This window comes from Williamsia sp. 1135, from assembly GCF_002095395.1.
Taxonomy (GTDB): Bacteria; Actinomycetota; Actinomycetes; order Mycobacteriales; family Mycobacteriaceae; genus Williamsia.
Genome location: NZ_MJEI01000059.1, coordinates 17,266 through 37,290, shown reverse-complemented (window position 1 = coordinate 37,290; position 20,025 = coordinate 17,266). Strand labels below are relative to the sequence as shown.

The window sequence follows — 20,025 nt, the reverse complement described above, 5'->3', positions numbered from 1 at the left end:
GGCTGGCAGGCCAACGGGTCGGAGTCGGTGCAGGTGCGAGAGCTGGCGCAGCAGCACTTCGGCGGCAACTCATCGGCTGCGGTGCAGGTCGTCATCCACTCCGACCGCGACACCATCGACAGTCCGACGATGCAGGAAACCATCGCGAATGCGACGGCTGTTTTCGTAGATGATTCTCGGTTCGGCGATGTCGTGCCTCCACAGCCGGGGATGACGATCAGCCGCGATCAGCACACCGGCATCCTGATCGCCGGTGCGAACGCGAACACCGATGACATGGTCCGGGCCGTCGACGAGGTCAAGGGGGAGCTCACCGAACTGTCGCGCGATGGTGTCGAGGTGTATCCCACGGGCGCCTCTGCCCTGTGGAGCGACTTCAACAAGGCCAATCACGACGCGATGATCAAGGCCGAGCTGTTCTCGTGGCCAGTGACTCTGGCGATCATGGTGTTGGCGTTCGGTTCGCTCGTGGCAGCGGGTTTGCCGCTGCTGCTGACGATCGCCGGCCTCATCGCGTCAGCCGGCGGTCTGGTACTTCTCAATCAGGTCACGCCGATCTCGGTGTGGGCCATGAACTTTGCAATGATGTTCGCCCTCGCACTGGGAATCGACTACGCCCTGTTCATCGTCTCCCGATTCCGGGATGCCCTCAACAACCACACCAACAAGACCCACGCGGTCGCCGAAACTATGGACACCGCCGGTAAAGCCGTGGTGCTCTCGGGTCTGACCGTGCTGGTGAGCCTGTCGGCGGTGTTGCTGGTGCCCGCTCCTGCGGTGCGGACGATGGCCGTGGGCATCATGCTGGCGGTGACGTTTGTCCTCGCGGCCACGTTGACGTTGCTCCCGGCCACCCTGGGTGCACTGGGTCCGAAGGTGAACGCCGCGGCGCTCCCGTACGCCAAACGCCAGCAACACCGTTCGCCGCTGTTCGAACGCTGGGGCAAGATTCTGCACAACCACCCATGGCCGTTCGCGCTCGGATCGCTGGCCGTGCTGATCGCGCTGGCCATCCCGGTCATCGGCCTCAAGGTCGCCATGCCCTCGATCTCGGTGGTCCCCGAGGAGGCACCCGTGCGCCAGGGATACGAATTGGTCCAGCAGCAGATGGGCGAGGGCGCCCCCGGCATGCTCCAGATCGTCGCACCCTCGGCCCAGGCACAGCAGGCTGCCACCGCAGCTGCACAGACACCCGCAATCAGCATGGTCACCCCGCCGCAGCCGGCGCTCGACGGCACCGACTACGTGATGATGCAAGCACTGCCCGCAGTTGATCCCTCCGATGCCCAACTCGGCGCCATCGTCGATGACCTGCGTAGCGCACTTCCCGGGAATGCGCTGGTCGGCGGCGCCCCGGCCGAGAACCTCGATCTGCAACAGGCTCTGGGCGACTACTTCCCGCTGATCGTCGGTATCATCTTGGTTCTCGGGTTCGTCCTGCTCCTGGTCTCACTGCAGGCCCCACTGATCGCATTGATCGGCACAGTCGTCAGCCTCCTGTCGACTGCGGCTGCGTTCGGTGTCGCCAAGCTCATCTTCCAGGACGGCCACCTGTCCGGGCTGCTCGGGTTCACCCCGCAGGGCTTCCTTGACGGCTGGGGGCCGGTGTTCTTCTTCGCGATGATCTTTGCCATCGCCATGGACTACACCGTCTTTCTGCTCGCCACTGCAAAAGAACACTACGAGCGCACCGGCGATGCCGACACTGCACAGATCGACGGCATGGCTCACTCGGGACGAATCATCTTCGCCGCCGCGGCGGTGATGGTCGCAGTGTTCTTCACCTTCGCACTGGCAGACCCGTTGCCACCCAAAGAGATGGGCATCATCCTCGGTGTGGCTGTACTGCTCGATGCGGTACTCATCAGGCTGATGCTGCTGCCCGCCCTACTCCGCCTCACCGGCCGGGCCGCATGGTGGTCACCGACCTGGCTCCGCAAGATCCTGCCCGCGATCTCGTTCTCCCACTGAATACACCACCAGAAAGGCCTACGACCCGATGAACAGACGAACAACCGCACCCACGTGGACCGTCGAACGAGCAGTGCCACTCCTGGCAGGATTGATGATTCTCGCGAGCCTGGCCCTGGCCACCAGCGTCTCGACCTGGTGGCTGCTGCTGACCGCCTTCGTAGCACTGAACCTGCTGCTCTTCGCCGCCGTCGGCTGGTGCCCCGGCCAGCCTGCTCATGCACCGCCTCGGACTACCGCGCCGCGCCGAACTCCACTAGATCCGAACACGAAACCCCACCCGGAAGGAAAGCTGTTATGTCACTGTCCATCTCCACCGTTCTAACCGTCCCGTTCGACGAGGCGGTCGCACGTACCCGTGCCGCATTGTCCGAGCAGGGTTTCGGGATCCTCACCGAGATCAACGTCAAAGACACCCTGAAATCAAAAATCGACGTGGACATGGAAAATTACCTGATCCTGGGTGCCTGTAACCCACCTTTGGCGCACCGCGCACTGGGGGTCAATCGGCAGATCGGACTACTTCTGCCGTGCAACGTCGTGGTCCGCACCGACCCTGCCAATCCATCGAACTCGATCGTCGAAGCCATGAATCCCGACCTGATGGTTGAGGTGTCCGGGGAAGCTGAACTCGAACCCGTGGCCACCGATGCATCAGCCAAACTCACCGCCGCTATCGCTGCGCTGGAAGCCGCAGCATCCGCTTGAACCCAACAGTCCGCACTTGAAGGAGTAAAGATGAGCGCAGTGACGTTCTATTTCGACCCAGCATGCCCGTTCGCCTGGGCCGCGTCTCGGTGGCTTGTCAACACCGCGCAGCGCCGCGACATCGAGATCGATTGGCGGCAGATGAGTCTCGCGGTGCTCAACGAGGGCACAGATGTTCCTGAACAGCAACGGCACCACATCGAAGTCTCCCAGCAACTGGGCCGTGTCCTAGCCGCCGCCCATGACCGGGCCGGCGACAGCGCACTCGGACCGCTCTACACCGCCCTGGGCCAGCGGGTGCACCAACAGAGCGCCGACGTCACCGCGACGATGGTCGCCGGCGCGCTCGCCGAGAGTGGTCTCGATCCCCAGCTCGCCGACTGCCTCGACGACTCGACCTACGACAGTGCAGTGCGTGTGGCACACCAGCAAAGTCAAGACAGTCTCGGCGACTCTGGTGGTAGCCCCATCGTGTGCATCAACGGCCAGTGCTTCTTCGGGCCAGTACTCACAGCCATTCCCGGCGACCACGACGGGGACCAGCTGTTCGACGCCCTACAGACGCTGTCGGCAACAAGCGCCTTCGCACAACTGCAACGACCACACAGCGGACCACCAACGTTTAGCTCCTAAGGGCGATCCCTTGAACCCTGTATCAGCGGAGCGCAACTTGCGAGGACCCCTCGTCGAGTGTGTTGACAACGTCGGCGTAATCGCAGATGACAGGGTGCGCAGACATCGCCGTAATCCGGCGACCTTGTCTTAAGGCAAGTGCCCCAATCGAATCGCCGCATCCTTAGCGATCGAAATGCAACGGTGGACTGTGTAGTGCCGGGACCGTGGCCGGGAAAGGAACGTCGCTATCCAGCGCCTCTGGGTCGATCGCACCGACGAGTCAGCTATCCCGTGTGCGCGCACACCGGTCCCCGGGCAAGTTAGTCACCTCGCCGGGCCACTATCTGGGGCACACACGTTAGGGCGCATTGCGTTCTACAAGCCCGTCCGCGATTCTCGATGATGCCGCGCCCACTTGTCGGAGAAACCGTGCCACTCGCGGCATGACCTCCAGATCGCGGTAGACAGCCGCGTGCACAAGCCAGCCTGCAGCTTCAACCGCGGTGAGGGCGGGAGTGTGGTGGTATTCGTCGGTGGGCTCGATCATCGGTGTCCGCACGAGCGGGAAGAAGACTGTGGTCACAGAGACCCCTGTGCCGCGCAACTCCGACGCTATGCTGCGTCCGAAAGCGGTAATCGCGGCCTTCGATCCCGCGTATGCCGAGAACTTGGGCATGGCGCCCATCGGGATACCCCAGGTGGAGACGTTGATGAAGTGACCGCTGCCACGCTCCTTCATGGCAGGTAGGAACCCTAACGTCAGTTGCACGGGACCGAAGTAGTTGACCGCCATGGTGCGCTGATAATCGTGTAGCCGGTCAGTCGAGTCGAGGACCTCGCGGCGAATCGACCGCCCGGCGTTGTTCACGATGATGTCCGGGCAGCCGTATACATCGAGCACGTGCTGGATCAAGCGAGCTGTGTCGTCGGTATCGGAGAGATCCGCCGGACAGGTGTCGGCATAGCCGCCCGCGGCCCGGATACGCGTGACGAGTTCGTCGAGGCTGTGGGCGCGACGCGCCACCATCAGGACGTGGGCTCCACGACGGGCGAACTCTTCAGCTGCCGCAGCGCCGATGCCCGACGACGAGCCAGTGACGAGGACGGTCAAGTTTTGTAGCCGTCTAGCCGGCGATCTGGTGCGAAGTGTGTTGACGAGCTCGACCGGCGTGCGTGGTCGTTGTAAAGCAGTATGCGCGACTCGGGCTGGCACGTACTTCACGGCTACTGTCACCATGGGTGGAACCGTAGATCACGAGGCCCCCGCAGCACCAGTGCCCCGCCGTCCGCTGGGGTGCAAACGCAGTCTGTCGGGGCGATCGTTTGTCGCTGGCTTCACTAGCGAATCTCGCTCCACCGGAACAAGATTCCGCATCTAGGTCAGCCCGGTTTTGCTCAACCGAAGTAATGAACTCGGTGCAGACCAGCGACCAGCGAGCCCCGCGGAGCCACTGCCGCATATAGGGACGGGTCGGTGCGTCATCGAGGGTCAACGGGGCCGGTGTTCCGTCGTGCGGCTGGTTAGTTCGGGCAGAAATATCCAAACCGCGAATGGAGTACTGCAAGTACCTGGTACTGTGCGAACACCCATCGCGGTGGGCTGTTCAGCAAGGTGAAGGAGAAATCAGTATCGCTACGGAACTTGCTGGTCGTGCGACAGACAGTCTTGCGACCTTCGGAAATACGATTGCCCTCGCCGGCCAGGCACTGCGGTGGGCCGTGCGCGACATTGTCACCGGACGGTTTCCTTTTCGGGAGGTTGTCACACAGACCTGGTTCGTCATCACCGTCACGACGTTGCCGGCGATCCTGGTGGCAATTCCGTTCGGCGTCATCGTCTCGGTGCAGGTCGGAAGTCTGACCCAGCAGGTCGGGGCCACGTCGATCGCCGGAGCCGCTGGTGGACTCGGGATCATTCAGCAGGGGGCACCGATCGTCACAGCGCTCCTGCTCGGTGGTGCGGCAGGGTCGGCCATCGCCTCTGACCTTGGCGCGCGTACCGTCCGTGAAGAAATCGATGCTATGGAAACTCTCGGACTCAATCCGACCCGTCGAGTCGTCGCACCGCGGTTCGTCGCGGTTCTCATCGTCGCTCCAATGTTGTGCATGCTCATCGTGTTTACCGGCCTCGTGGCCGGCTACATCCTGAGCGTCAACGTCCAAGGCATCACGCCCGGAAGTTACGTCGCCTCGTTCGCCTCGTTCGCCTCATCGGCGGACATCCTTGTGGCACTGGTCAAGTCGTTGGTATTCGGTCTCGTTGTTGTGGCAATCGCATGTCACCGGGGTCTGTCCACAAAAGGCGGCCCGAAGGGTGTGGCCCAATCTGTCAACGCCACCGTAGTTCTGGGGGTGGTGGCGTGCTTCGTCATCAACGTATTCATCACCCAGCTAACGATCATGTTCGTCCCGCAGACCATCGGATGACGGAGAATACGTGACCGCAGTACCTTCCACCCGTTTCACTTCTGTCACTCGTCCGATCGCTCGTTCTGTGACGCCCCTCGCCGAAGTCCCCGCACAACTCGGGCACATCACCACGTTCACCATTGACACCGTCGCCGGAATCCGCCACGTCGCGACCACCTATCGACGACAGACGCTCTTGTACATACAGGAGTTTGCCTGGGGGCGAGGCGCTATTCTGGTCGGCGGGGGTACCGCAGTCGTGCTTGTCATTCTCGGAATGGCTGTCGGGGCATCCATCGGCATCCAGGGTTACGCCTCGCTGGACCTGGTGGGGATGGGATCTCTTACCGGGTTTATCTCGTCGTACGCCAACACTCGGGAGTTGGCACCGATTATCGCCGCGATCGGCTTCGCAGCCCAGGCCGGCTGTCGCCTCACTGCGGAGATCGGTTCGATGCGCATCGCCGAAGAGATAGACGCACTCGAATCGATGGCGGTGCGGCCGATTCCATATGTCGTCAGCACGCGCGTGGTTGCAGCGATCACCACCATCATCCCGCTCTACATCGTGACGCTGATACTCAGTTTCGCCGCAGCCAAGCTGGTCGTCATCCTTCTACACGGCCAGTCAGGTGGCACCTACGATTTCTATTTCAATGCGTTCCTCAAACCGCAGGATCTGGTGTTCTCGGTCATCAAGGTCCTCATTTTCGTAGTATCGGTCGTCATCGTCCACAGCTACCAGGGTTTCTACGCCACCGGTGGAGCAGAGGGCGTCGGCCGCGCGTCTGGTCGAGCGATCCGTAGCAGTCTCATCATCATTGTTGTGGAGGATATGATCTTGACCCTGCTGATGTGGGGCTTCGATTCGGGCGTCAGGATTTCGGGGTAGGGGTTGAAGTGGCTGTTTATAAAGATCCGTCAGGGCGCGCGCCATCAATAACAAATTTGACCCTGCGTGGGATCGGTGTCCTCGTCGTCGTGGTGGTTGCCGCCTATTTTCTGGTGGGAAACGCAACCGGAAAATTTGTAGACAGCAAGACAGTGACGATAACCACCGACGCGATTGGTGACGGGCTGAAGGGCGGATCGGAGGTGAAGTACCGAGGCTTTACGGTGGGCAAGGTGTCCTCGGTGTCGGTGCGCGACCAAAGCACATCTGTGAGAATTGAGCTCACCGGAGCTAACGACGACATCCGGTTGCGTCAGGGCCTGGCGGTGAATTACACGTCTGCCAGCGCGCTGGGGCCAACGGCACTGGAGATTGTTGACCCCGGACGGGGAGAGTTAATCGGTGATGGCGGCAGTGTCTATGTCAACAAGCAGCAGTCCGAACAAACGTCGGTTTCGACACTGATTCGTAAGCTTTCCAAGCTGGTCAATGCTCTCGATCAGCCGGCGTTCAATTCCGTGGTCAAGTTTGTTGTCGATGATTCCCAAACGTTTGCCGACGCCGGCAAGCTCATGTTCCAGATTGCACAGATCACTCGGGACGTTCAACAGCGGCCAGTGGGCCAGGATTTGGCGATCGCAGCAGACCTGTCCCAGGGTGTAGCCGATTTCATGACGCCGTTCGTTCCGGGCATTCTGATAAACGTCGACGTCGCTGATTTCTTCGCCACTGACGAAGCCATCAAACAGACAAAGGGCAACCTCAACGACACCGGCGCGGTCTTGTTCGGCGGACTCGGGGGACTGTTGAGCAAAAACTATCCGGCGTTGAGTTCACTACTGGACGTGGGTCTCGATCTGGCGAGGCCGGTCGCCAGGTCGGCATCGGGGCTGGTGCGAACCGTGTACACCATCCCGCAAATCTTGGACAGCATCGACAAAGCCACGCCGCAGGTCGGCGAGCGAGTACAGCTTCAGGTCGCCCTGGTAGTGCAGACGTCACCTGCGCTGCAGAGCGCGCTTGCAGCAGGAGGACCGAGGTAGATGAAGTCGTTAACTCCCACCATCATCAAGATCGTTGCGTTCGCCGCGGTCATCGGCGTTCTCACCTACGTGATCATCGCCATCCTCGAACCCAGCTCGGACGGACCGAGTTCTGAACGATCTGCGGTCTTCTCCGATGCATCCGGGCTCAAGCCTCGCGACGGTGTGCGGTTGGCGGGAGTCAAGGTCGGTTATGTGACGGCGATCGACCTGAAAGGGCCCACGGCGGTCGTTCATTTCCAACTGAACGACGACGTCACGATCACATCGAACACCACCGCCGCCGTGCGGTATCAGAATCTTCTCGGTCAGCGATATGTCGAATTGATCGGTGCGGCACAGGGAAAGACACAGGGGGCACTCACACAGGTGGCGCTCGACAAGACCGTTCCCTCATTTGATGTGTCCACCTTGTTCAACGGGTTCAAGCCGGTGTTCGACACGCTTAATGCCGACGAGATCAATGAACTGCAGTCCAATTTGTTGCGCGTTGCTCAAGGTGATGGAAGGGGCATAGCGCCTGTTTTGAAGCAGGTCGCCAACATCACTGCCTACGGGAACCAGCGGTCTGAGATCATCACGAATATTGTGACGAGCCTTGGCCAGGTCTCCGACCAGCTCGAAGGCCGCTCGGCGGAGATGGTCGAACTTGTCGACAAGCTGGGATCGATCGTCGACGCCTTCAGCCGCGTGAGTGACCGGCTGCGAGAGTCGCTACGCGAGGTCAACCGGTCCATGTCGAAGACGGTCATCACCGGCGAGCAACTTGAGTCAACGTACGACCAGAGTTTCGCGACGATTTATCAGCGTCTGACGCGAGAACCCGGGGAGTTGGAGGGTCTACTCAACGGCGCGGTACTGCTCAAGCCCCTTATGGACTCGCTGGCCGCTGCGACGAACTCCACGCCGAGCGAGGCGCGATGTTCGAAAGGTCCTCTGCCTCTGCCGGATACAGCGAGGATCGCGCTTATGGGGCAACGATTGGTGGTGTGTAAGTGAGGTTGTTTAATCGAAATCGATCGCATCACCAGTCTGAACGCAGGCGCGACCTCATCGTCGCCGGTGTTGTGGTGGTGACCGTGGTGGTCGGTCTGGTGATCGCAGGGGCCGTGTATATCGCACCGCCCGGCCAAAAGGTGTACTCGGCCCAGCTGGTCAACACCGGCGGGCTGGAGTCGGGTAATCAGGTGCGTATAGCGGGGATAAGACAAGGGAAGGTGTCGTCGGTGGACCTCACAGGAACGTTCATCACAGTCAAATTTCGACTCGACGACTCGGTATCGGTCCGTTCGGACGCTACCGCAGCGGTTCGCCTGATCACGCCGATCGGCGGGCGAGTTCTCGATCTGGACCCAGGGTCAGGACCGACCGCGCTCTCGGGGGCAATCCCCCTTGTTCAGACATCGAGTACTTACGACATCTCGAACACGCTGGAGACGACGACGCCGGTGTTTCGTGATGTGAACGGCGTCGATCTCCGTCAAACCGCGACGCTGCTGCAGAATGCGTTCTCCGACGGCAACACAAACATTCCCGACGCACTGAGGAACACCAGCAGTCTGATGGACCTCCTAGAGCGACAGTACGGTCAGCTCGACAAAACGGTCGCTCTGTCCGATGAATACGTCGAAGCTTTCGCCGACCAAAAGCAGGTGCTGGTCGACTTTCTCCGTCAACTCAGCTTCCTGGCCAGCACTCTGGGACCTGATATCCAGAACGTCCGCGACGGGTTCGACTACCTCAGGCGTCTGTTCAAACTTCTGACGAGGCCGCTCGTGGCGTACCGCGATGGGATCGAACCGTCCGTGCAACAGTTCAAGACGCTCCTGGACAAGGTGGCGACAGAGCTGCCGGGCTACTCCAATGCCCTAACACAGGTCGATCAGATCACTCAGCGCCTCGGCGTACTCCTCCAGGCAGCGCCGGTGGGTGCGCCGGCCACCACAGAACCAGAGGTTCGTGTGTGCATTCCGAGTGGTGACGACAAATGTTGACCACCTGGGTCCGAAGGCTGCTGCTCTTGGTCGCCGTGGTGGTTGTGGTCATCGCTGGTATCGGGATAGGGCGGACAGCGTCCGACGACACGCGTGCCTTGTGCGCAGAGTTCACCGATGCATCGGGCCTCTTCGAAGGCAACGCAGTCGCCATGCTCGGCAAGAAGGTGGGCAGCGTCGTTGGGGTGCAACAGAATAAAGGTCAGTCCGGTGTAAGGGTCGAGATGCGGGTCGACAAGAGCGTGCCGCTGTCCGCCGACGTCGGCGCGACCATGGTGTCGACATCCATCGTGACCGAACGTCAGATAGAGTTCACCAAGCCGTACTCCGGTGGAGCCCGATACGAGACGAATCAGTGCATTCCGTTGAGTAAGACGAGAACCCCGCTAGGCGTCAGTCAGACGCTCGACTCGATCAGCAACTTGTCCGAGGACCTGGTCAAGGACAACGGTAGAAACACCGACGCCGTCCTGCAGTCCCTCAAGCTCGTCTCCCGCAATCTGGAAGGGACACAGGGCGACGTGGCCGGGATCATCAAGGACTCTGCCACGCTCATCAACGACCCGGCCAAGCGGGATGGACAGATTCGCAGGATCGTCGGGAACCTCGCAACACTGACGGGGGTGGCAACTGAGAACGACAAAGAGCTGACCGCCCTCTTCGACAACTTCGTCGGTGCCATCAATGTCATCGTCGCGTTCGGCCAGACGTTCGGTGCGGCAGTCGAGTACGCGGGGACGTTCGTACCGATCCTCTCGCGGCTCGCAACAGATTTCGGTCCCCCGGTATTCGCGATCGGTGATGCTGCCGTTCCGCTCATCGCCGGCATGGGAGAGCAGCCGGACATGATGGCAGCAGTAGCAGCCCGCACGGCAGACCTCATCGTCAAACACCCCGATGCCAAGTCGATCGTGCAGGCGTTCGCAGTGTCGCTGCCTTTGCGAAGCCTCGTCAGTAGCTGCGCTGCGCCAGTGGCAAACGGCGTCTGCAGGCCCGGCGATGCATCAAGGACGATCGCCGGGATGATGGGTGGAGGGGCCTGATGATCTCGGTCAACCGGGCACGCCTCGGACCCACGATAGTCGCACTGATGGCAGCGATGGTGTTCGTGACGTCATGTGGGATCAACGCCGACAATCCGCCGACCGTAGGGACCTCCGACGGCAACGGCTACGACATCCAGATGGAGTTCACCAGCGCACTCAACCTGCCAGCCCTCGCTAAAGTCCTGTCGGAGGGGATCAGCGTCGGAACCGTCGAAGATGTCACGTACGAGAACGGGCATGCGGTCGTCGAAGCTCGCATCGATCACAAGACTCAGCTGCCGGGCGAATCGCGAGCCGAACTGCGTCAAGACACTCTCCTCGGTGAGATCTACGTTGCCATCCTTCCCCCAGCCGAGCCGTCGACGGGTGCCTTGCTGCGGTCGGGTTCGGTGATCCCGCTGGCACGGACCGAGCCGGCAGCAAATGTCGAGGACGTCATGCGCGGAATGGCGAATGTCCTCGGCGGCGGTGAGCTCGACAAGATCCACACCGCCATCTCGACATTGAACACCACGTTCCCCAAGGACCCGCAGGAATTCGACGCCCTGTATCGGACAACGCTGGAGACCGTTTCGGAGGTCTCCTCGAACACTGACAAGCTCGACGTAGTGTTGAGGTCGGCTGATCGGACTCTGAAGGTGATCTTGGCTGATCCATCGGGAATCGACCGGATGCTGACTAAGGGTGGACGCAACTTTTATGGCCTCGGCTACTCCCTGATCGACGTCGCGTTACTCATCGCCAACTTGCGTGATTTCGCTGTGGCCGCGGGCAGGATCGTGGATCCGGAGTACTCACGCATCAAGGAGTCGGTGGCTGCGATCGCCCCGGTGATTGCGTCGATCGCCAACTCCGACATTTACTCAAAGTCCTTCACGGAGCAGGCAACGCGCGTCATCCGCGACAAACTGATTCCATTCGTGGGGTCGCCCGATATCAACCTTTCGGACATCTCCATCGATGGCCGGAACCTGGCGCGGCGGGACGCCGAATCGTTTATTACCGTGTTGAAATCGATCGGAATGATGCCGTGAACCGCAGCAGCACGCTCATATCTATGGTGGCTTTGGCCGTCGTGTTCGTTGTAGGGCTTGGCTACCTTGTCGTCGGCGTGGCACGCGTGAACCCCACCCGCTCCGAGTACTCGTTAACCGCCTTCATCGACAGCTCGGGCGGTCTGCTGGATACGTCGCCGGTGATGGTGCGGGGGATACCTGTCGGAAGGGTGGCCTCCATCAACGTCGTGGATTCGGCACTTAAGGTCGAGATGGCGATCGATTCCGATAACAAGATCCCCCAGGACAGTGTGATGTCTATCCAGAATCTGTCACTTGCGGGGGAACAGTACATCAACTTCGTGCCCGCGGGCACGGCCACCAGCGGGTACTTCCGCAACGGAGACGTGGTGCCCGCTGAGGCGGTGCACGTGTCGCAATCGGTGCCCCAGGTGTTGCCGAAGATGGCTGCAGTGGCAGATGGGCTCGACCCGGCATCGATCGAGTCCATCAACAAGACCGTCGCCGAGGCCGTCGCCGGACAGCAGGGAGACCTCGACATGATCGGCGACATGATGTACCGCCTAGTCGATTTCGTCGGCAAGGATGGCTCCGTCCGGGTGACTGCGGACAACGCCGAGTTCCTGCTCGGCCTCATGTCCAACGTCGGGGACGTCCTCAGTGCGGCAGCTGTGCGTACCCCTGACGCCGTGAACGGGCTGGCGCGAATTCAGCGGGCGTTCATCGAGTTCACGACCACCTCGTACGACAAGTGGCCTCCCGTGTTGAAGCTTGTGGAAAAGCTCAGCGGCTACATCCAAATCCTGCAGCCTGATCTGCTGACGATCACCCGTGCGGTGAAACCGGCGACCGAGAAGGTTGCGGACACCTACGTCGACTTCGGGTCGATCGGCGACCTCCTCGCCCGAACCTTCCCGACGTCGCGACCAGGTCGCGCCGAGGTCCCCATCACCATGTCGCCGGCACCACGATGACGACTTGTCCACAAGCGACTATCACCGCAAGTACACAAGAAGGTCCTAGATGACAAATGACGAGCAGACCAAACCGCCTACTGAGCCCACTGAGGTCGAGGACGGCGCGGCAGCAGCGACGACGGATGGCGATCTGCTGGTGGACGAAAACGCCCTAACTGCTTCTGTAGCCACGGCGGGGGTTGACGACAGCGACGTCGCCCCCCCCTCGCCGAGTGGGCGTCGCTGGTCAGCATTGCCGCAATCACGTGCTGCCGTGGCCGTTTCGGCCGTGATCGTGGTGCTCGCTGTGCTGGTTGGCGTGTTCGCCTACCTCTACCTCGAGGCCGACGACGCGAAGTCGACATTGGAAAACGACGCCGCGCAACGGGCCGCGGCGGCGGAGGCCGCCTCGGATTACACGACCAAGTCCCTGACCTACAGCTACGAAAACACCGACGCCTTTTTTGCAGCGGTCAAGGAGAACGCAGGTGAGGCGCTTATCAAGCGCTACGACGAGGTTCGACCGACGCTGACGCAAATCATGCAGCAAGCCCAGGTGCAAGCGTCGGGACGCGTTCTGGCCACCAGCGTCACCGGTGACACCGACGGCGAGTACACGGTGATGGTCTTCGCGAGCCAGAAGACGCAGAACGTGCAAAACCCACAACCAAGTGAACTGCCGACGTTGTTAAAGGTAATTGTGTCGAAAACGGCTGGGAGCTGGCAGATCCAGGACTACGGCCCAGCTGAATAACGCGGCTGTGCCGCAGAAGGAGTATTTCTCTTCATGAAGAGCACGATGCAGGACGTACCTTTGACGGTGTCGTCGATCCTTCGCCACGTCGCGACGAATCACGCCGGCAGGCAGGTGATCACCTACGGCGGCGCCGAACCGGCTCGAACCACGACTTACGGGCCCCTTGAGGAACGCTGCGGGCAGCTGGCCAATGCTCTGCGTCGTGCCGGTGTGGGCGACGATGACCGGGTCGCCACTTTGCTGTGGAACAATCAGGAGCACCTCGAGGCGTACGCTGCGGTTCCCGCCATGGGTGCCGTCCTGCACACCCTGAATCTACGGTTGTCTGCGTCCCAACTGTCGTTCATCGCGAACCACGCCGAGGACCGGGTCATCATCACGGATAGTTCGCTAGTGCCGTTGCTGGCGCCGCTGCTGCCGGGCCTGCCGACCGTACGTGTCGTGTTCGTCGCCGGCGGTGGGGAGGTGTCGGCGCTGGAGGGCAACGGCGTCGAAATAATTCGTTATGAGGACGCGCTCGCTGCGGAGTCCCCGGCCTTTCCGTGGGCAGAACCCGATGAGAAATCGGCGGCGGCTATGTGCTACACCAGCGGAACCACGGGAGACCCCAAAGGCGTTGTCTACAGCCACCGTTCGGTGTTCCTTCACTCGATGGCAGCCTGTACCGGCAATGCGCTCGCCGTGGAGGAAGGTGACCGAGTCCTGCCCGTGGTGCCGATGTTCCACGCCAGTGCCTGGGGCCTACCCTATGCGGCCCTTATGGCGGGTGCCGACTTACTTCTGCCCGACCGATTCCTGCAAGCAGCTCCTCTGGCGGACATGATTCAGACACATCGGCCCACGAAAGCGGGTGCCGTTCCGACCATCTGGAACGATCTATTGCAGTTTGGGACATCGCATCCCGACGTGGATCTGTCGTCGATCAGTCTGGTCGCCTGCGGCGGTGCGGCGGTGCCGCAGTCGTTGATCGAGGGATTCGCGGACAGGTTCGGCGTCCCGATTATCCAAGCGTGGGGGATGACGGAAACCTCGCCACTCGCCGCGGTGAGTCGACCACCGGCCGGTGTCGCACCGGAATCCGATATGTCGTATCGCAAGCGTCAGGGCCGTGCCATCTGTGGCGTCGAGATGCGTCTCACCGACGAGGCAGGTATGCCGGTTCCACGTGACGACAGGTCCGTGGGGGAACTGGAAGTGAGGGGGCCGTGGATCACCGGTAGCTATTACAATATGGACGAAGACAGCGACAAGTTCCGTGACGGCTGGCTGCGAACCGGCGACGTTGGCCACATCAGCCAAGACGGTTATCTGACGCTCACCGATCGAACGAAGGACGTCATCAAGTCCGGTGGCGAGTGGGTCTCATCGGTGGAGCTCGAGAACACCATAATGGGCCATCCTCAGGTGGCCGAGGCTGCCGTGATCGCTATCCCCCACGATCGATGGCAGGAGACGGCCCTAGCCGTGGTCGTCCGGACGCACGGCAGCGACGTTACCGCCGATCAACTCGGCCAGTGGTTCCTCGAGAATTGCCCCGACGAGATCCCTCGTTGGTGGATTCCCAAGAACTGGGCGTTCGTGGACCAGGTGCCCCGCACCAGCGTGGGCAAGTTCGACAAAAGAGCTCTGCGTTCCCAACATGCCGACGGGAATCTCGTCGTCGTGCCGAACTGAACACATTTCTCGCTGACGGCGGCGGTTCACTGAACCGCCGCCGTCTGGTGTTCACCGCCTCGGCCCGGCCGGTGCTCATAGAAGTACTCAGGCCAGGCGTCCGCAGCGATGACTCACACTGCGACCGAGCACCACGGCACCGGGTGTAGCGAAAGCGTTAGCGAGAATGGGCAATTGATCGTGGGTCCGTTTCATGGCAGGAACCGAGAATTCCGGTCAACCCTCGCGCACCTGATGTAATTTCACCCCGCCATCAGAGATTAGACGTCGTCAAATGTCCTCGGGCATAGGGTCCTACCTCGCTGGAATCCCGGCTCACGACCGCGCGGTGCACCCGCCCTGGCCACCAGCTCGCCTCACCGAGCAATGCCGCCAACGCAGGAACGACAATAGTGCGAACAAGAAAGGTGTCCAGGAGTAACCCGATACCGATGATGAAACCGATCTGCACCATCACGTCAATCGATCCCAGCATGAGTCCGAACATGCTCGCCGCGAAAATCAAACCGGCCGAGGTGATGACCGAGCCGGTGTATGCGACGGTGCGTAGAACTCCGAGCCGGATATTGGCCGTCGACTCCTCTCTGAGCCGGGAAACCAACAGCATGTTGTAGTCGGCCCCCACTGCAACCAGAACGATAAAGGACACCAGCGGGACCGGCCACGCAATTTCATTGCCGAAAATGTGTTGCAGGACAAGAACACCGATACCTAGGGCGGCTGCGTAGTTGAGAACAACGGTGGCCAGTAGATAGATCGGTGCGACGATCGCCCTGAGCAAAAGCATTAGGATCAAGCCGACTATCAGGAGCGTTCCGAATCCGAGTAACTTGAAATCGTACGCCAGAAGTCGTTGGACGTCGGCGTTGATCGCCGGGAACCCGGCGACAGATGCGCGCCCACCCTGCAGCGTGGTGTTCGGCATGGCGTCCTCGGCCACCTTCGACAGACTGTTCGCCAACGTCATAGCATCCGCGGTATACGGATCGTAGGCGGTCTGCACTACAAAGCGAACGGTCTTTCCATCCGGCGAGATGAACTGACGCGCCACTTGACTGAACTGTTGATCCTTGAACGCGTCGGCGGGTAGGTAAAACCCCGTTGCCGAGTCAGAGTTGCCGATGTCCCGGGCGGGCGCGCGTAGCTGGGCGGCCACCTGAGACAGGCCCGCCAGCAGTTGCAGGTTGCTGTCCACCAATGCGCTCACACCGCCGGCCAGCTGCCGGGCCCCGTCGGCGAGCGCTCTGACACCCGTCTGGAGCTGTGACAACCGACTGCCGAGGTCCTGGCCGTTGATCGTCTGCAGCGCGGAGTCGAGGACGTCCAATGAGCTCTGCAACTGCGCGAGGTCCGCCGTTCCCGGGCCCTCGACCCCACCGAGCTGGGTAGCGAAGTCCGCGACATGACCGAGGGACTGGTTGTCGGCCAATGCGCGGATGTCCGAGGTCTGCGCCTGCAAAGCCGAACACTGCGGAATCTGAACGCACCAGGGAGCATCGAGTGCACTCAACGCCGGTGCGACGGAGTCGGCAGCCGACTGTGCCTGTCGTGCCACTCGAGACAGTTCAGGAGCTTGTTGGGAGAACTCATTGAGTGCGGGCGCCGCAGCAGCCAGCTGATCGATGAGCGGACGATACTGGCTGAGCTGCTCGCCGGCCGACGAGGCCTGCTCGAGCACCCCCGACAGCGGCGCGAGGTTGGTGGTGATTTGCTCGTTCAGCAGAGCAAGACCGTCGGCGAGTTGTGAGGACCCGATCCTCAGTAGCTCCAGGTCGCCCTTCCGTGACTGTGCGTCACCGGTCTGTTCGGTGATACCACTACCGATCTGGTCGTTCTGCCATGACAATTCAGCCTGCTCAAGCTTCTCGCCCGTCGGGCGAGTCACCCCGATGACGCGGGTGACACCGGGCGTCTGCGCTACGCGCGACGCCATCTGTTCAAGATCGGCCAGTCCCTGACCGGTGCGCATGTCATTGTTCGACTCCACCAGAAGGAACTCGGAAATGATGGCGTCTTTGGGAAAATGCCGGTTCAGCAGCGCGTATCCCTCGTTGCTTCCGGTATCCGACGGCTGACCTTCCCGATCGTCATAGGTGATTGTCATAGTGGTCGCGATAAGGCCGAGAGCGATCAGTGCCACCAGACTCACCGCGAGCAGCGGGACCGGCCGCCGGATCACCCCCGTTCCCACCCGATGCCAGTACCGCCTGGTGAGGTCGCGACGAGGTAGACCCGCACCACGCTTTGCCGCGAACGACAACACGGGGGGCAGCAAAGTGACGGTTGCCAAGAAGCCAAAGGCGATAGAGATCGCGCACGCCGGGCCGAGCGTGTTGAACACGCTGAGCTTGGCGAACGCCATCGCTAAGAAAGCAAAGGCAACTGTCGCTGCGGACGCGAGCACCACGCGACCAATCGTTGCTGTGGCGTTCGCAATGGCCACGTCAGGGGTATTGCCGGCCCGGATGCCCTCGTGATAGCGGCTTATAAGGAACACGGAATAGTCGACTCCGGCGCCGAAGATAATTACCGTCATGAACATCGAGGTGAACTGAGACACGGGCATGCCCAATTCGCCCAAACCGGAGAGCACCCCGCGGCCCACTCCCAGGCTCATGCCGACCACCAGCAGCGGCATGAGAGCGGTGAAGACCGATCGGTAGACGACCAGCAGGATTCCGGCGATCAACAGCACCGTGGCGATCGTGATCAGGACCAGATCGGACTCACCGACCGCGAGCTGGTCGGTGAATGTGGCAGGTGGACCGGTCACTCGAACCGTTGTGTCGGTACCATCAAAGATCTCGTCCGCGGTGTCGCGAACCGCTTCCACGGCGTCGGCAGCGTCCGGTCCGCCCAACGTCCCGGTGACACCGACAGGCAGATACCACGCCTTCCTGTCTTTGCTCAGCGCCTGACTCTCCGTAAGCGGGTCGCCGAGCAGATTGCGGACTGCGATGACGTGTTCCGTGTCCGCACGCAGCGCGGTCACCAATTCGTCATACCTGGCGCGTGTGGTGTCCGAGAAACCCCTGTCGTTCTCCATGGCGACGAAGACGGTGGTCTTGGCCCCCTTCTCATTGAACGCCTCACCCATCCGGTCGAGCGTCTGAAATGACGGCACGCCCGCGGGTATCGGGTCCACCGACTGTTGTCGGATCACGGACTCCAGCTGCGGAAATAGCACCGCTAGGCCGATCGCAACCACGACCCAGACCGACGCCACGAATCCCTTGCGCCGCAGCGTGAACCAGGCGACCTTTTCCAGATGAGCGCTGTATTCACTGGTTCCGGCAGAACGCCTCGATGGACGGTTGTGAATGATCGACGACCTGACCACGTACGAATTCCTCTCGGACTCATCGGATGTGGGGGAACGCCCCCAGGCGGCTACGCGGGTCGGTCAGCTGTAATATTGACTCTCTACTATCGACTCCACTTCCTCGAGCGTGGTGGGGATGTGGTATGGCGGCCTGCTCGTGCCCGTAATGCGATATCGGTCCCAGAAATCAGGATCGCCCACGAGGCACTCGGCGCGTCCCTCTGGTGTCACGAAGACAGCAACCGTGCGCCTGCCCGCGAGGAGGGTGTCGAGCGCATCATTTTTGTCGATCCTGCCGTACCAGGTGTACAAGCCGTTGAGGGGCTGGAAATAGCCTTTGATTTTCACCCCGACAGCAATCTCCTTGCCACGGCACACCAAGGTGCCCTCGCCGGAGTAGTCGAGATCGTGGTCGTCAGACACGTAAAGCTCACTTTCTTCACATCAAACGTTGACAAAAGAACTCACTGGGCCCGATACTAGCAGTATCGGGTACCCGGGGTATCGGGTATAAAGACGAGACTCAGCTCGGCCCGGAACACAACGGAGGTGTCACATGACCGTTCAAAAAGTTGAGATCAAGCCCGACGTTTCGACGGAAGGGGTTGCGCGCGTTAGTGCCCGCAAGCCCGTCGACATGCAAAGGTCTGCCGGCCGACTCCTGCGGGCGGCGGCCGAAAAGTTCTACGACGCGGAGATCGACATCGATTGGGACTCGCCCTGGGAGGAGGGGAAGTATTTCCTGCCCGAGCATCGTGTCTCGCTCTACGGCACCAAGCTGTGGGAGAAAATGAGCGATGAGCAGAAGGTGGAACTCGGCCGCCATGAAATTGTCAGCATTCTCAGCTTCGGTATCTACGCAGAGAATCTGCTCAGCTCAGCGCTGCTCCGAACGTCTGCCAAAGGCGCCCTGACAGATCAAAGGGCGCTCTACGCCCTCAACGAGATTGGCGACGAGGCTCGCCACTCGACAATGTTTGCGAGGCTGATCAACAAGACGGGGTTGGCACCGTACAAATTACCGAAGGGGTTCTTGAGTTTTGCGAAGATCCTGCACTTCGTGCCTCTCGGCCCGTCTGTATCCGGTGCGACTCTGCTCATCGAAGAGATACTTGACCGCGCCCAGCGTGAAGCGATGAATGACCCGAAGATGCAGCCGCAGCTGCGCCAGCTCATGAAGATCCACGTTCTCGAAGAGGCCCGCCACATCACGTTCGCGCGCCTAGAAATGGTAGAGGGCATGCAGCGTCGCGGACGCATCTCACGCGCTTGGCATCGAGGCACGCTGGCGGCCATTGCGAACTTCGCGTACCCGTTGCTCATCAATCCAAAGGTCTATCCCGCGAACGGAATCAGCCGTCTGCGCGGCCTGTGGACTCAGCAGACGAGCCCGAACTATCGCGTCAACTTGCAGTTCATGTCCGAGCCTATGATCCGGTTCTTCCACGAAGCCGGGATGATGGAGGGCAAGTTCACAATGGCGATGTGGCGCGCAACGCGCAGCCTCCCCGACGACCTGCGCTGACACCCGCCCACGTCTGCGCGGCCGCGAGCCGTCTCGACTCAACGTTCGGATCTCTGCGCTAGGGACCGGGCGAATGACATTCACACCTGCCACGCCC

At 61.2% G+C, this 20,025-nt stretch carries 18 protein-coding genes; 15 read left to right on the top strand and 3 right to left on the bottom strand.

Going from position 1 to position 20,025, the window contains the following annotated elements; translation table 11 throughout:
- The 4 genes from BFL43_RS03275 to BFL43_RS03260 form a co-directional block, all read left to right on the top strand.
- Positions 1 to 1,971 (top strand): MMPL family transporter (locus tag BFL43_RS03275; protein WP_084890734.1); only part of this gene is annotated, 1,971 nt, incomplete at its 5' end.
- A 28-nt stretch (positions 1,972 to 1,999) separates the two neighbouring features.
- On the top strand, positions 2,000 to 2,296 hold the full coding sequence (locus tag BFL43_RS03270; RefSeq protein ID WP_143694995.1) for a DUF2892 domain-containing protein: 297 nt from the start codon (positions 2,000 to 2,002) through the stop codon (positions 2,294 to 2,296).
- Positions 2,269 to 2,679 carry a DUF302 domain-containing protein gene (locus BFL43_RS03265; protein ID WP_084889826.1) on the top strand — a complete coding sequence of 137 codons (411 nt, stop codon included), beginning with the start codon at positions 2,269 to 2,271 and terminating at the stop codon, positions 2,677 to 2,679. Before BFL43_RS03270 ends, BFL43_RS03265 begins: the two co-directional genes overlap by 28 nt.
- Positions 2,680 to 2,709: 30 nt before the next feature.
- Positions 2,710 to 3,312: a DsbA family protein gene (locus BFL43_RS03260; RefSeq protein ID WP_084890718.1), complete on the top strand. Its 603-nt coding sequence runs from the start codon at positions 2,710 to 2,712 to the stop codon at positions 3,310 to 3,312.
- A gap of 340 nt (positions 3,313 to 3,652) precedes the next feature.
- On the opposite strand, the gene BFL43_RS03255 is transcribed toward BFL43_RS03260, so the two are convergent.
- Complete coding sequence (locus BFL43_RS03255) at positions 3,653 to 4,405, bottom strand: SDR family NAD(P)-dependent oxidoreductase (RefSeq protein ID WP_240498028.1); 753 nt, start codon at positions 4,403 to 4,405, stop codon at positions 3,653 to 3,655.
- Between the two features lie 608 nt (positions 4,406 to 5,013).
- Here BFL43_RS03255 and BFL43_RS03250 point away from each other — a divergent pair.
- From BFL43_RS03250 to BFL43_RS03205, 10 genes are read left to right on the top strand one after another with little or no spacing between them, the layout of a single operon-like run.
- A complete protein-coding gene (locus BFL43_RS03250) occupies positions 5,014 to 5,721 on the top strand; it encodes an ABC transporter permease (protein WP_023958978.1) in 708 nt (235 codons plus the stop codon).
- 10 nt (positions 5,722 to 5,731) lie between these two features.
- Complete coding sequence (locus BFL43_RS03245; RefSeq protein ID WP_084890716.1) at positions 5,732 to 6,595, top strand: ABC transporter permease; 864 nt, start codon at positions 5,732 to 5,734, stop codon at positions 6,593 to 6,595.
- Positions 6,596 to 6,603: 8 nt separating this feature from the next.
- The gene (locus tag BFL43_RS03240) at positions 6,604 to 7,638 is read left to right on the top strand and encodes an MlaD family protein (RefSeq protein WP_084890714.1); all 1,035 of its coding nucleotides are present in this window, start codon (positions 6,604 to 6,606) and stop codon (positions 7,636 to 7,638) included.
- On the top strand, positions 7,639 to 8,637 hold the full coding sequence (locus tag BFL43_RS03235) for an MlaD family protein (RefSeq protein WP_084890712.1): 999 nt from the start codon (positions 7,639 to 7,641) through the stop codon (positions 8,635 to 8,637). It begins immediately after the preceding gene.
- Entirely contained in the window at positions 8,634 to 9,632 is a 999-nt protein-coding gene (locus BFL43_RS03230; RefSeq protein WP_084890710.1) for an MlaD family protein, read from the top strand. Before BFL43_RS03235 ends, BFL43_RS03230 begins: the two co-directional genes overlap by 4 nt.
- Complete coding sequence (locus BFL43_RS03225; RefSeq protein WP_084890707.1) at positions 9,626 to 10,675, top strand: MlaD family protein; 1,050 nt, start codon at positions 9,626 to 9,628, stop codon at positions 10,673 to 10,675. Before BFL43_RS03230 ends, BFL43_RS03225 begins: the two co-directional genes overlap by 7 nt.
- The gene (locus tag BFL43_RS03220) at positions 10,675 to 11,712 is read left to right on the top strand and encodes an MlaD family protein (RefSeq protein ID WP_084890705.1); all 1,038 of its coding nucleotides are present in this window, start codon (positions 10,675 to 10,677) and stop codon (positions 11,710 to 11,712) included. Before BFL43_RS03225 ends, BFL43_RS03220 begins: the two co-directional genes overlap by 1 nt.
- Positions 11,713 to 11,735: 23 nt before the next feature.
- Positions 11,736 to 12,668 carry an MlaD family protein gene (locus BFL43_RS03215; RefSeq protein ID WP_084890730.1) on the top strand — a complete coding sequence of 311 codons (933 nt, stop codon included), beginning with the start codon at positions 11,736 to 11,738 and terminating at the stop codon, positions 12,666 to 12,668.
- 49 nt (positions 12,669 to 12,717) lie between these two features.
- Positions 12,718 to 13,404, top strand: coding sequence for a hypothetical protein (locus BFL43_RS03210; protein WP_240498027.1), 687 nt, complete (start codon positions 12,718 to 12,720; stop codon positions 13,402 to 13,404).
- A 33-nt stretch (positions 13,405 to 13,437) separates the two neighbouring features.
- Positions 13,438 to 15,081 carry a long-chain fatty acid--CoA ligase gene (locus BFL43_RS03205; protein ID WP_084890703.1) on the top strand — a complete coding sequence of 548 codons (1,644 nt, stop codon included), beginning with the start codon at positions 13,438 to 13,440 and terminating at the stop codon, positions 15,079 to 15,081.
- A 253-nt stretch (positions 15,082 to 15,334) separates the two neighbouring features.
- Here the strand turns inward: BFL43_RS03205 and BFL43_RS03200 are convergent, their stop codons facing one another.
- Entirely contained in the window at positions 15,335 to 18,421 is a 3,087-nt protein-coding gene (locus BFL43_RS03200) for an RND family transporter (protein WP_084890701.1), read from the bottom strand.
- A 63-nt stretch (positions 18,422 to 18,484) separates the two neighbouring features.
- Complete coding sequence (locus tag BFL43_RS03195) at positions 18,485 to 18,826, bottom strand: DUF4873 domain-containing protein (protein ID WP_084890698.1); 342 nt, start codon at positions 18,824 to 18,826, stop codon at positions 18,485 to 18,487.
- 133 nt (positions 18,827 to 18,959) lie between these two features.
- On the opposite strand from BFL43_RS03195, the gene BFL43_RS03190 reads away from it, so the two are divergent.
- The gene (locus BFL43_RS03190) at positions 18,960 to 19,928 is read left to right on the top strand and encodes a diiron oxygenase (protein WP_084890696.1); all 969 of its coding nucleotides are present in this window, start codon (positions 18,960 to 18,962) and stop codon (positions 19,926 to 19,928) included.
- Positions 19,929 to 20,025: the final 97 nt, after the last annotated feature.